This is a genomic window from Cupriavidus sp. F041 (assembly GCF_057814235.1).
In genome coordinates, this window is the sequence record NZ_JBVASY010000001.1 from 1,405,071 (window position 1) to 1,417,467 (window position 12,397).

Annotated in this window: 11 protein-coding genes; all 11 read left to right on the forward strand. The window is 67.4% G+C overall.

What is annotated here, in order from left to right; translation table 11 throughout:
- The first annotated feature begins 65 nt into the window (after positions 1-65).
- A complete protein-coding gene (locus tag ACZY0R_RS06405) occupies positions 66-1,007 on the forward strand; it encodes a branched-chain amino acid ABC transporter permease (protein ID WP_488857641.1) in 942 nt (313 codons plus the stop codon).
- Positions 1,008-1,009: 2 nt separating this feature from the next.
- Complete coding sequence (locus ACZY0R_RS06410; protein WP_488857642.1) at positions 1,010-2,305, forward strand: branched-chain amino acid ABC transporter permease; 1,296 nt, start codon at positions 1,010-1,012, stop codon at positions 2,303-2,305.
- Positions 2,302-3,060, forward strand: a complete 759-nt coding sequence (locus ACZY0R_RS06415) for an ABC transporter ATP-binding protein (protein WP_488857643.1) — start codon at positions 2,302-2,304, stop codon at positions 3,058-3,060. The genes ACZY0R_RS06410 and ACZY0R_RS06415 overlap by 4 nt, the downstream gene beginning before the upstream one ends.
- The gene (locus ACZY0R_RS06420) at positions 3,057-3,791 is read left to right on the forward strand and encodes an ABC transporter ATP-binding protein (RefSeq protein ID WP_488857644.1); all 735 of its coding nucleotides are present in this window, start codon (positions 3,057-3,059) and stop codon (positions 3,789-3,791) included. The genes ACZY0R_RS06415 and ACZY0R_RS06420 overlap by 4 nt, the downstream gene beginning before the upstream one ends.
- Positions 3,788-4,612 (forward strand): SDR family NAD(P)-dependent oxidoreductase, encoded by an 825-nt coding sequence (locus ACZY0R_RS06425; RefSeq protein ID WP_488857645.1) that lies wholly within the window; start codon positions 3,788-3,790, stop codon positions 4,610-4,612. Before ACZY0R_RS06420 ends, ACZY0R_RS06425 begins: the two co-directional genes overlap by 4 nt.
- Before the next feature lie 59 nt (positions 4,613-4,671).
- Positions 4,672-6,861 carry an alpha-ketoacid dehydrogenase subunit alpha/beta gene (locus ACZY0R_RS06430; protein ID WP_488857646.1) on the forward strand — a complete coding sequence of 730 codons (2,190 nt, stop codon included), beginning with the start codon at positions 4,672-4,674 and terminating at the stop codon, positions 6,859-6,861.
- A gap of 57 nt (positions 6,862-6,918) precedes the next feature.
- Positions 6,919-7,407: a VOC family protein gene (locus tag ACZY0R_RS06435; protein WP_488857647.1), complete on the forward strand. Its 489-nt coding sequence runs from the start codon at positions 6,919-6,921 to the stop codon at positions 7,405-7,407.
- 1 nt (position 7,408) lies between these two features.
- On the forward strand, positions 7,409-8,641 hold the full coding sequence (locus ACZY0R_RS06440) for a pyruvate dehydrogenase complex dihydrolipoamide acetyltransferase (protein ID WP_488857648.1): 1,233 nt from the start codon (positions 7,409-7,411) through the stop codon (positions 8,639-8,641).
- Positions 8,642-8,651: 10 nt separating this feature from the next.
- Positions 8,652-10,052, forward strand: a complete 1,401-nt coding sequence (gene lpdA, locus ACZY0R_RS06445; protein ID WP_488857649.1) for a dihydrolipoyl dehydrogenase — start codon at positions 8,652-8,654, stop codon at positions 10,050-10,052.
- 15 nt (positions 10,053-10,067) lie between these two features.
- Positions 10,068-10,808 (forward strand): SDR family NAD(P)-dependent oxidoreductase, encoded by a 741-nt coding sequence (locus ACZY0R_RS06450; RefSeq protein ID WP_488857650.1) that lies wholly within the window; start codon positions 10,068-10,070, stop codon positions 10,806-10,808.
- A 103-nt stretch (positions 10,809-10,911) separates the two neighbouring features.
- Positions 10,912-12,360: an NADP-dependent succinate-semialdehyde dehydrogenase gene (gene gabD, locus ACZY0R_RS06455; protein ID WP_488857651.1), complete on the forward strand. Its 1,449-nt coding sequence runs from the start codon at positions 10,912-10,914 to the stop codon at positions 12,358-12,360.
- Positions 12,361-12,397: the final 37 nt, after the last annotated feature.

A 12,397-nucleotide genomic window follows, 5' to 3' on the forward strand; every position in this document is an offset into this window, starting at 1 on the left:
CGCGGCCGTTCACTCCGGCGACCGCGCGCCATATGGCCGCACAGGCTCGTTCCAAGGAAGCCTTCATGGAATACCTCATCGTCTCATTGCTTAACGGCGCCATCTACGGCTTGCTGCTGTTCATGGTGTCGGCAGGCCTGACCCTCATCTTCGGCATGATGGGCGTGCTCAACTTTGCCCATGCATCGTTCTACATGCTGGGCGCTTACTTTGCCTACACGCTGCAGGGCGCAATCGGCTTCTGGCCGGCCATCGTGGTTTCGCCGATCCTGGTCGGACTGGTCGGGGTGGCGGTGGAGCGGTTCTTCCTGCGCCGCGTCCATCACCACGGCCACGCGCACGAACTGCTGCTGACCTTCGGCCTGTCTTTCATCATTGCCGAGCTGATCAAGCTGTTCTTCGGCAACTTCCCGGTGGACTACCGCATCCCGGCATCGCTGGACTTCGCGGCCTTCCACCTGGGGGTTTCCTCCTATCCCTTCTACCGCGTGTTCATGGGCGGCATCGCCGTGGCCATGTTCGCCGTGATCTACCTCCTGCTCACGCGCACCCGGGTCGGCATCGTGGTGCGTTCCGCCATCTACAAGCCGCGCATGGCCGAGGCGCTGGGCCACAACGTGCCGCTGGTCTTCATGGGCGTGTTCGGCATCGGCGCAGCGCTGGCCGGCCTGGCCGGCGCGGTGGCGGGCGCGTTCTACACCACCAACCCGAACATGGCGCTCGAACTCGGCGTGATGGTCTTCGTGGTGGTGGTGGTGGGCGGCCTGGGCTCGCTGGAGGGCGCCATGCTCGCCTCGCTGCTGATCGGCCTGATCACGGCGTTCTCGGTCGGCATCGACCGCAGCCTCGCCGACCTGCTGGCCCTGTTCGGCGCGGGCGCCTGGGCCGGGGAAGTGGGCGGGCTGCTGACCCTGAAGCTGTCCAGCCTGGCCGGGACCATCCCGTTCGCGCTGATGCTGCTGATTTTGCTGGTCCGCCCGTCAGGGCTGATGGGCGAGAAGGAGTGACCATGACCAATGTCTCCAACACGCAGAAGACCTTGCTGCTGCTCGGCACAGGCGCCCTGCTGGCGCTGCCGCTGGTGCTGTCGCAATCGCTGGTCAACGCATCGATCCAGATGCTGATCGCCGTGCTGTTCGCCGCCTCGTTCAACCTGCTGAGCGGCCAGGGCGGCATGCTGTCGTTCGGCCATGCGGCGTACTTCGGCATCGGTTCCTTCGCCACCGTGCATGCGATGAACGCCTTCGGCGGCAGCGGCCTGCTGCCCACGCCGCTGCTGCCGCTGGCAGGCGGCGCCCTGGGCCTCGTCGCCGGCCTGGCCGCCGGCTGGTTCGCCACCAAGCGCACCGGCGTCTACTTCGCCATGATCACGCTGGCGCTGGCCGAACTGCTGCACTCGCTGGCGCCGCACCTGAAGGGCTGGTTCGGCGGCGAGGCGGGCCTGTCCACCATGCGCATGCCGGCATGGGGCCTTACCTTCGGCGACAGCAACCAGGTCTACTACCTGACGTTGTTCTGGGTGCTGCTGTCGCTGGCGCTGCTGTATCTGTTCACCCTGACCCCGGTGGGCCGCCTGACGCTGGGCCTGCGCGAGAACGCCAACCGCCTGCGTTTCCTCGGCTACGACACGCACCGCCTCGGCGTGCTGGTGTTCGCCGTCTCGGCCATGTTCGCCGGCATCGCGGGCGCGCTGCAGGCACTCAACATGGAAGCGGCCAACTACGTGGTGTTCGAGTCCTCGGCCTCCGCGGCGGTGGTGCTCAACAGCTATATCGGCGGCGTGAAGCTCTTTCTCGGCCCGGCGCTGGGCGCGGCGGTGATGACCTTTTTCGGCTATGCGGTATCCGACCTGACGCGCTCATGGCTGCTGTACCAGGGCATCGTGTTCGTGCTGGTGATGATGTTCATGCCGACGGGCCTGGCCGGGCTGATCAAGGCCTTCGCCGCGCACGGCAAGACCTATGGCCTGCGCCCGTTGCTGCCGATCGCGCTGGTCTTCGCCATCGGCACGTTGCTGCTCACGGGCGGCACCGTGTTCACGGTGGAGATGCTGCAGCGCTTCTTCTCGCAAGACTACCGCTCCATGGCCGCCCTGAATGGCGGCGGCTGGCCCGCGATCCCGCTGTTCGGCCGCGAGTGGGATCCCGTCTCGCCGCTGACCTGGCTGGTGCCCGCGGCGCTGCTGGCGGCCGGTATCGCGACGGTGCGCCTGGCCAACGGCCGCTGGCTGCGCCTGAAGGACGCCGCCCCCGCCGCCGAAGCCGTTGCCCACGCCGCCACCAACGTCCGGAGGAACCCGGCATGAACACGCAAGCGATTCTCTCCCTGCGCGGGTTGCGCAAATCTTTCGGCGACGTCGACATCATCCGCGGCGTGGACCTCGATCTCGTCAGCGGCGAACGGCACGCGCTGATCGGCCCGAACGGCGCAGGCAAATCCACGCTGTTCCACCTGATCTCCGGCCGCCTGCCACTGACCAAAGGCGAGATCGTGCTCAACGGCGAGCCCATCCAGGGCCTGACGCCGCAGCAGATCAACCATCGCGGCCTGGCGCGCTCGTTCCAGATCACCAATATCTTCGCTGGCCTGACCGTCTTCGAAAACCTGCGTCTCGCCGTGATGCGGCGCCACGGCCTGCAATACACGCTGTGGAAGTTCGCCCACAAGCTGCGCGCCGTGCGCGAAGAAACCCAGCACCTGCTCGAACAGGTCCGGCTGGCCGAACGCGCGCAGGCCATCGCCGGCGAGTTGTCGTATTCGGAGCAGCGTTCGCTGGAGATCGCCATGACGCTGGCCTCGGACCCGAAAGTCATCATGCTCGACGAGCCGATGGCGGGCATGTCGCAGGAAGAAACCGATTACACCGCCGGCCTGATCCGCGAGATCGCGCAGGGCCGCACGCTGATGATCGTGGAGCACGACATGGACGTGGTGTTCTCGCTCAGCGACCGCATCAGCGTGCTGGTCTACGGCGAGATCGTCGCCACCGGCACGCCCGGCGAGATCCGCAACAACGCACGCGTCAAGGAAGCCTATCTGGGCGAGGAGGTCACCGTATGAGCGCACCGTCCATGCAATCCACCGACCCGCTGCTCAGCGTACAGGGCCTGCACGCGCACTACGGCAAGAGCCACATCCTGCACGGCGTGGATTTCCACGTGGGGAAAGCCGAGGTGGTGAGCCTGCTGGGCCGCAACGGCTCGGGCCGTTCCACCACGCTGAAGGCCATCATGGGCCTGGTTCCGCCGAGCGCGGGCCACGTCAGGCTGCGCGGCCGCGATCTCGCCGGCGCGCAATCCTATGCGATCTGCCGGCGCGGCATTGCCTACGTACCGGAGGAGCGCGAGGTCTTCGCCAACCTCACGGTGGAAGAAAACCTGCGCATGGGCGAACAGCGCGCCACCGAAGGCGCGCCGAAATGGACCTTCGAGCAGATGTTCGACTACTTCCCGCGCCTGAAGGAACGCCGCAATACCAAGGCCGGCAGCCTCTCCGGCGGCGAGCAGCAGATGCTGACCATGTGCCGCTCGCTGCTGGGCAACCCGCTGGTGATCCTGATCGACGAGCCCACCGAAGGCCTCGCGCCCAAGATCGTGACGGTGGTCGGCGAGGCCATCCAGGACATTCACCGCCGGGGCGTATCGGTGGTGCTGGTGGAGCAGAAGCTCGCCATCGCGCTGAAGGTATCGAGCCGCGTCTGCGTGATGGGCCACGGGCGCATCGTCTTCGAGGGCACGCCCGCACAACTCACTTCCAATACCCAACTTCTGAAGGACTGGTTAGCCGTATGAGCACTTCCCTGCCTATTGGATACCCGAACGCGCAACCCTTCGCGCGCGCCAGCTACCCCGGCCTGGCCGGCAAGGTCGTGCTCAACACCGGTGGCGCCAGCGGCATCGGCCGCGCGATGGCGCACGGCTTTGCCCGGCACGGCGCGCGGCTGATGCTGCTGGACCTGGACACGGAAGGACTCGCCAGCGCCAGGGCGGAACTGGAAGCGGCCTACCCGGAAGTGCAGGTCGAAGTCGTGAAGGCTTCGATCACCGATCCCGACGCCGTGGAGCAAGCCTGTGCCGCTACCGAGGCCCGCTTCGGCCGCATCGACATCCTGCTCAACAACGCCGGCATCTCGATGAACAAGCCCTCGCTGGAACTCACGCCGGACGACTGGCGCCGCGCCATCGATATCGACCTCTCCGGCGTGTTCTTCTGCACGCAGGCAGCGGCACGCCGCATGGTGCGCCAGGGCGGCGGCTCCATCCTCAGCACGGCATCGATGTGGGGCCTGGCCTCCTCGGCCCGGCGCCTCGCCTACTGCGCCGCCAAGGCGGGCGTGGTCTCGCTGACCAAGTCGCTGGCGGCTGAATGGGCTGAGTACAACATCCGTGTCAACGCGGTCTGCCCGGGCTACACCAGCACCGCGCTGATGGAAACGCTGCTGGCCAGCAAGGCCATCGACGGCGAAGCCTTGCTGGCGCGCACGCCGCTGCGGCGCTTCGGCGCGCCGGAGGAGATGGCGGAAGTCGCGCTCTTCCTGGCATCGGACTCGGCCGCGTTCATCACCGGCCATGCGCTGGTCTCCGACGGCGGCTGGACCGCCGACGGCTTCTGAGCACGCTGTTCCCAACATGATTGAAAAAACACCATCGACCGGTAATCAAGGATCCTCAAATGTCTGAACGTAGCGCCCTGCGCCCCGCCGCCGAATGGGTGGAACTGCGCACCACCGATGAAGACTGGGCCAAGGCCGACCCCGCCCTGCTTGGCACGCTGCTGAGCCACCTGCACCTGATCCGCGGCTTCGAGGAAGCCGTACTCGAACTCGCCGCCGAAGGCCTGGTCCACGGGCCCGCGCACTCCAGCATCGGCCAGGAAGGCGGCGCTGCCGGCTCCATCGTGCCGCTGACCGGGGCCGACCAGATCAACGGCTCGCACCGCGGACACCATCAATTCATCTCCAAGGCGCTGGGCTACCTCGCGCCCGGCGGCATCGACCCGCGCGCGCCGCTGCCGGCGGATGTGCAAACGCTGCTGCAACGCACGCTCGCGGAAATCCTCGGGCTGGCGCAAGGCTACTGCAAGGGCCGTGGCGGTTCGATGCACTTGCAGTGGGCCGAAGCCGGCGCGCTGGGCACCAATGCCATCGTTGGCGGCGGCGTGCCGATGGCCGCGGGCGCGGCGTGGTCGCACCGGCATGCGGGCACCGACGCCGTGGCCATCACCTACTTCGGCGATGGCGCGGTCAATATCGGCTCCGTGCTGGAGACCATGAACCTGGCCGCCGCGTGGAAGCTGCCGCTGTGCTTCTTTATCGAGAACAACCGCTACGCCGTCTCCACCACGGTGGAGGAGTCCACCGCCGAACCGCGCCTGTCCGCACGCGGCATGGGCTTCAATATCCCGAGCTGGAAAGTCGACGGCATGGACCCGCTCGCGGTCTACCTCGCCACGCAGGAAGCGCTCGCGCACATGCGCGCCGGCAAGGGCCCCACGGTCATCGAAGCCGATCTCTACCGGTTCTTCCACCAGAACGGCCCCTTCCCCGGCAGCGCCTTCGGCTACCGTACCAAGGAAGAAGAACAGCAATGGCGCGCGCGCGATCCGCTCGAACTGATGGCGCGCCGCATGCAGGAACGCGGCCTGATCAGCGCCGGCGAGATCGCCGCGCTGCGCGAACGCATCAAGCAAGGCATGCGCGATGCCATGGCGGCACTGACCGAGGCCGATCCTTCCGGCAAGCCTGGCAAGCGCCGCATCCGTCCCGAACTGTGGCCGAGCCCGGATTTCCGCGACGTGGGCATCCGTGGCGACCTGAGCGAGCTGGAAGGCCTGCGCTGCGAGGACGAAGCGGGCTTCCCGGGCAAGCTGGACAAGCGCAAGTTCATCGACGTAGTGGCGGACGTCATGCACCGCCGCATGGAGACCGACCCGTCGGTGGTGGTGATGGGCGAGGACGTGCACCGCCTCAAGGGCGGCACCAACGGCGCCACGCGCGGCCTGCGCGACAGCTTCCCGGACCGCGTGCTGGGCACGCCGATCAGCGAGAACGCATTCGTGGGCCTTGGCGGCGGGCTGGCGCTGGATGGCCGCTACAAGCCCGTGGTTGAGTTCATGTACCCGGACTTCATGTGGGTGGCCGCCGACCAGGTCTTCAACCAGATCGGCAAGGCGCGCCATATGTTCGGCGGCGAAAGCGACGTGCCGCTGGTGCTGCGCACCAAGGTGGCGATGGGCACGGGCTACGGCTCGCAGCATTCGATGGACCCGGCCGGCATCTTCGCCACCAACCCGGGCTGGCGCATCGTGGCGCCTTCCACACCGTTCGACTACGTGGGCCTGATGAACACGGCGCTGGCGTGCAAGGACCCTGTGCTGGTGATCGAGCACGTGGACCTGTACAACGCATCGGGCGTGGGGCCGGTCGACGACTTCGACTACCACCTGCCGGTGGGCAAGGCGGCGGTGCGCCGCAACGGCAGCGACGTCACCGTCATCACCTACCTGTCGATGGTCGGCCATTCGCTCGAAGCGGTGGAGCAGACCGGCGTCGACGCCGAAGTGATCGACCTGCGCTGGCTGGACCGCGCCAGCCTGGACTGGGACACCATCGGGCAGAGCATCAGGAAGACCAACAATGTGCTGATCGCGGAGCAAGGCGCGCGTGGCACTTCCTACGGCGGCTGGCTGGCCGACGAGATCCAGCGCCGCTACTTCGACTGGCTGGACCAGCCGGTGCAGCGCGTGACCGGGGCGGAAGCCGCGCCGAGCATTTCCAGGGTGCTGGAACGTGCCGCTGCCGCCCGCACCGAGGAAGTGGTGGAAGGCCTGCGGCAAGTGATGCGCGACAAAGGCGCGGCGTAAGCCCGGTGCCTACCGGCAAGCCAATTGAACGAATCCAAGGAAATCCAAGGAATTCCAATGACCCTGAACATGATAGTTCCCCTGGAGGTCGGCATCGCCGTGCGCGACCTGCCGCGCATGCGCCGCTTCTATGAGCAGGTGCTGGGCTTCACTTTCGTGAGCGAAGTTGCCGTGCCCGCGGCCAACGCCGTGCAGGCGGCGATGCATGCCGGCGGTTACACCGCCGTGCGCCTGCAGACTAACCATGGCGAGCGCATCAAGCTGCTGGCCCCGGTGCAAGCGCCCGCAGCCGAGCCCGCTCCCCAGTACATCCTCGACAAGGCCAATGCCACCTACCTCACGTTTATCGTGGACGACATCCAGGCCGCGGTCGAAGGGCTGATCGCCGCCGGCGTGGCGTTCATGACCGGCCCGCAGCGCATTGAAGTGCGCCCCGGCACTTACCTCGCGTTCTGCCGCGACCCCGAAGGCAATGTGCTCGAGATCGTGCAGTACGCGGATATCGCGGCTTATCGCCCCGACCTGCAACCGCCGAGGAATGCCTGACATGGCCACTCTGCTACGCATGCCCGAGGTGGCGGCCAATGCCACCCAGGCCACGCTGCAAGCGTGGACCAAGAACGAAGGCGATACGATTGCCGTGGGCGACTGCATCGCCGAGATCGAAACCGACAAGGCCGTGGTCGAACTCAATGCCGATTCGGCGGGCGTGCTTGGCCGCCGCCTGGTCGCGGCGGGCCAGGACGTGGAAGTGGGCGCGCCGATCGGCGTGCTGCTGGTCAATGGCGAAACCAGCGTGGATATCGATGCGCTGATCGCGGCGGCGGGTGGCGGCGCGCAAGCGCCTGAGGCCGTAGCGCCATCCGCCGGCGAAGCCGTTGCCGCTTCCAGGACTGCCGCACCGCAGGCCGCGCGCATCTTCGCCAGCCCCCTTGCCCGCCGCCTGGCTGCCCAACGCGGACTGGACCTCGCAGCATTGCGCGGCAGCGGCCCCAATGGCCGCATCGTCAAGCGCGATTTCGAGCAGGCCGCCGCGGTTCCTGCCGCAGCCGGCGCACCTGCCGTCGCGCGCCCGGCCGCACCGCAGGCCCGGGTCAGCGAAGCGTTCACCGAAGTCCCGCACAGCAATATGCGCCGCACCATTGCGCGCCGCCTGAGCGAGAGCAAGTCCACCATCCCGCATTTCTACCTCACGGCGGATTGCCGCATGGAGCGGCTGCTGGCGCTGCGCGCGGAGATCAATGCCAATGCGCCGCGCAAGATCTCGGTCAACGACTTCATCGTGCGCGCCGTGGCGGTCGCCTTGCGCGAGGTCCCGGCGGCCAACGTCGGCTGGACCGACGCGGCCATGCGGCATTACCACCAGGCCGATATCGCTGTGGCGGTGTCCACCGACGCCGGCCTGATCACACCCATCGTGCGCGCGGCGGACACGAAGCCGCTGTCGCTGATCAGCGCCGAGATCGCCGACCTGGCGAAGCGCGCGCGCGCTTCGCAACTACGGCCCGAGGAGTACCAGGGCGGCAGCTTCAGCGTTAGCAACCTGGGCATGTTCGGCGTGTCCGGGTTCTCCGCCATCATCAATCCGCCACAGGCCGCCATCCTTGCGGTGGGCGCCACGCAGGCGGTGCCGGTGGTGGAAGACGGCGAACTGAAGGTCGGGCAGGTCATGCGCTGCACGCTGTCGGTGGACCACCGCGCCATCGACGGCGCGCTGGCCGCGCAATGGCTGGCCGCGTTCAGGCGCCTGCTTGAAAACCCCTTGTCGATGCTGATCTGAGGACCATGACGTGGCGAATTCCTCATTTGACCTGATCGTCGTCGGCGGCGGCCCCGGCGGCTATGTGGCGGCGATCCGTGCCGCGCAGCTCGGCATGAAAACCGCGCTGGTCGAGAAAGAGCACCTGGGCGGCGTCTGCCTGAACTGGGGCTGCATTCCCACCAAGGCGCTCCTGCGCTCCGCCGATGTGCTGCGGCTGGTCAGGGACGCGGCGTCCTTTGGCGTGCGCGCAGCCGCGCCCACCGCCGACCTGCCAGCCATGGTGGCCCGCTCCCGCGCGGTTGCCGCGCAGCTCAACAAGGGCGTGGTCCACCTGATGAAGAAGAATGGCGTGACCGTGCTCAACGGCCACGGACGGCTGGCGGGCAAGGGCAAGCTGGAAGTCACCGCGCCGGATGGCAAGACGAGTACCGTGTCGTCCGCCCACATCCTGCTCGCCACCGGCGCGCGCGCCCGCCAGTTGCCCGCGCTGACGGCGGACGGCAAGACGGTCTGGACCTATCGCGAGGCGCTGGCGCCGCCCGTGGTGCCAAAGCGCATGCTGATCGTCGGTGCCGGTGCCATCGGCATCGAGTTCGCCAGCTTCTATCACGCGGTGGGTGTCGAGGTGACGGTGATCGAAATGGCGGACCGCATCCTGCCGGTGGAGGACGCCGACATCTCCGCGCAGGTGGCGAACAGCCTGAGCCGGGAAGGCATCGTGCTGCATACGGCCGCCAGCATCGGGAGCGCGGAACGCAAGGCGTCCGGCTGGTCCGTCGAGCTGCAAGGCGGCAAGTCCGGCGGCGCGAAGATCGAGGCCGATGTCGTGCTGGTGGCGGCGGGCATCGTCGGCAACGTCGAAGACCTCGGGCTGGAGAAGACCGCCGTCAGGGTCGAGAAAACGCATATCGTGACCGACGCGTTCTGCCGCACGGCAGAGCCCGGCGTGTATGCCATCGGCGACGTGGCGGGCCCGCCCTGGCTGGCGCACAAGGCCAGCCACGAAGGCGTGATCTGCGTGGAACAGATCGCCGGGCTGCACCCGCATGCGCTCGATGCAACGCGCATCCCGGCCTGCACGTACAGCCATCCGCAAGTGGCCAGCGTAGGGCTGACCGAGGCACAGGCCAGGGAACGCGGGCATCAGGTCAAGGTCGGCAAGTTTCCTTTCGTCGGCAACGGCAAGGCCATTGCCATGGGCAGCACCGCGGGCCTGGTGAAAGTCATATTCGACGAAGGCAGCGGCGAACTGCTCGGCGCCCATATGGTGGGCGACGAGGTCACCGAGATGATCCAGGGCTACGCCATCGCGCAGACGCTGGAGACCACCGAAGCCGACCTGATGTCCGCCGTCCTGCCGCACCCGACCCTGTCCGAGGCCATGCACGAAGCCGTGCTCGCGGCCTACGGGCGCGCGCTGCATATCTGACCTCCCGGAGAGAACATGTACAACTTCGATCAACGCACGCTGCTGCTGACCGGCGCCAATGGCGGCATCGGCCGTGAAACGGCCAGGCTGTTCCTGGCGCACGGCGCCAACCTGGTACTGACGGATCTCGACGAACCCGGCCTCGCCGGCTTTGCGCGCGAACTGGACCCCACCGGCGAGCGCATCGCCACGCTGCGCATGGACGCCGCCAACCCCGACGATTGCGCCGGCGCCGTGGCGCTGGCGCAGGCCCGCTTCGGCGGCATCGACTTCCTGGTGCCGTCGGCCGGCTTGTACCAGGCCCAGCCGGTCGCGCAGATGAGCGACGCGCAATGGCGGCAGACGCTGTCCATCAACCTGGATGGCGTGTTCTATCTTGTGCGCCGCGCCATTCCCGCGCTGCGCGAGAACAGCGCCATCGTCAACCTGACATCGGTGGCTGCGCATCGGGGCGCTTACTACAATGCGCACTATTCGGCCTCCAAGGGCGGGCTGCTCAGCCTCACCCGCAGCCTGGCGCGGGAACTCGGGCCGCGCACCCGCGTCAATGCGGTATCGCCGGGCGTGATCGAAACCCCAATGACCACCGAGCTGATCCAGAAACGCGGCGCCGATTCCGTCGAACAGACACCGCTCAAGCGCCTCGGCCACCCGCGCGAGATCGCCACCGCCATCGGCTTCCTGTGCAGCGACGCGGCCAGCTTTGTCACCGGCGAGGTGCTGCACGTCAATGGCGGGCTGTATATCGCGGGCTGATCATCCGTCCGGCGGCCAAACAAGATCGCCGGATCCTGCTAACCTGCCGTCAGCGGCGCTGCGCCGAATCCCCCCAACATCGCTACGGAACCGGAACCAGACCATGTTGCAACTCCGAGACCCCTCCCTGCTGCGCCAGCAGTGCTATGTCGACGGCCGCTGGATCGATGCAGAGCGTCACATTGACGTGACCAATCCCGCCACCGGCGAGCGCGTCGGCCAGGTGCCCCTGCTGGGCGCCGACGAGACACGCCAGGCCATCGAGGCCGCCAACCGCGCCCTGCCGGCCTGGCGCGCGCGTACCGCCAAGGAACGCTCCGCGCTGCTGCGCAAGTGGTTCGAACTGCTGCTGGCGAACCAGGACGACCTGGCCCGCATCATGACCGCCGAGCAAGGCAAGCCCTTTGCCGAAGCGCGCGGCGAGATCGGCTACGCCGCCTCCTTCATCGAGTGGTTCGCCGAGGAAGGCAAACGCGTCTACGGCGAGACCATTCCCGCGCCGGTCAGCAACCAGCGCATCGTCGTCACCAAGGAACCGGTAGGCGTGTGCGCGGCCATCACGCCGTGGAATTTCCCCGCGGCCATGATCACGCGCAAGGCTGGCCCGGCGCTGGCGGCGGGTTGCACGATGGTGGTCAAGCCCGCCTCGCAAACCCCGCTGACCGCGCTGGCGATGATGGTGCTGGCGGAACGCGCCGGCATTCCCGCGGGCGTGCTGTCGGTCGTCACCGGCTCGGCTTCCGCCATCGGCGGCGAACTCAGCAGCAACCCGCTGGTGCGCAAGCTCACCTTTACCGGCTCGACGGAAGTCGGACGTACGCTGATGGCGCAGACGGCGTCCACCATCAAGAAGGTCTCGATGGAACTGGGCGGCAACGCGCCCTTCATCGTGTTCGAGGATGCCGACCTGGATGCCGCCGTGGAAGGCGCCATCGTGTCCAAGTACCGCAACGCGGGACAGACCTGCGTCTGCGCCAACCGCCTTTATGTGCACAGCAAGGTCTATGACGCCTTCGCCGAGAAACTGGTCGCGGCGGTGCGCGCGCTGAAGGTGGGCAACGGCATGGAAGACGGCGTGCGCATCGGACCGCTGATCGACGGCAAGGCCGTGACCAAGGTCGAGGAACATATCACCGACGCGATCTCCAAGGGTGCGCGCGTACTGCAAGGCGGCAAGCGTCACGCGCTCGGGCAATCGTTCTTCGAGCCTACCGTGCTGGCCGACGTGAAGCCCGGCATGCTGGTAGCGCGTGAAGAAACCTTCGGCCCGCTCGCGCCGCTGTTCCGCTTCGAGACCGAGGACGAAGTGGTCGCCATGGCCAACGACACGGAATTTGGCCTGGCGAGCTATTTCTACGCACGGGATCTCGGCCGCGTGTGGCGGGTTTCCGAACGTCTGGAGTACGGCATGGTCGGCGTCAACACCGGCCTGATCTCGAACGAGGTGGCGCCCTTCGGCGGCGTCAAGCAATCGGGCGTGGGCCGCGAAGGCTCGCACTACGGCATCGAGGACTACCTGGTCATCAAGTACACCTGCATGGCCGGCATCTGAGCCATCGCCATGCCCGCGGGACGGAGCGCATCCGTCC

Coding starts and splice junctions, on each gene's coding strand:
- ACZY0R_RS06405 (WP_488857641.1), top strand. CDS start 66: ATGGAATACCTCATCGTCTCATTGCTTAACGGCGCCATCTACGGCTTG.
- ACZY0R_RS06410 (WP_488857642.1), top strand. CDS start 1,010: ATGACCAATGTCTCCAACACGCAGAAGACCTTGCTGCTGCTCGGCACA.
- ACZY0R_RS06415 (WP_488857643.1), top strand. CDS start 2,302: ATGAACACGCAAGCGATTCTCTCCCTGCGCGGGTTGCGCAAATCTTTC.
- ACZY0R_RS06420 (WP_488857644.1), top strand. CDS start 3,057: ATGAGCGCACCGTCCATGCAATCCACCGACCCGCTGCTCAGCGTACAG.
- ACZY0R_RS06425 (WP_488857645.1), top strand. CDS start 3,788: ATGAGCACTTCCCTGCCTATTGGATACCCGAACGCGCAACCCTTCGCG.
- ACZY0R_RS06430 (WP_488857646.1), top strand. CDS start 4,672: ATGTCTGAACGTAGCGCCCTGCGCCCCGCCGCCGAATGGGTGGAACTG.
- ACZY0R_RS06435 (WP_488857647.1), top strand. CDS start 6,919: ATGACCCTGAACATGATAGTTCCCCTGGAGGTCGGCATCGCCGTGCGC.
- ACZY0R_RS06440 (WP_488857648.1), top strand. CDS start 7,409: ATGGCCACTCTGCTACGCATGCCCGAGGTGGCGGCCAATGCCACCCAG.
- ACZY0R_RS06450 (WP_488857650.1), top strand. CDS start 10,068: ATGTACAACTTCGATCAACGCACGCTGCTGCTGACCGGCGCCAATGGC.
- gabD (WP_488857651.1), top strand. CDS start 10,912: ATGTTGCAACTCCGAGACCCCTCCCTGCTGCGCCAGCAGTGCTATGTC.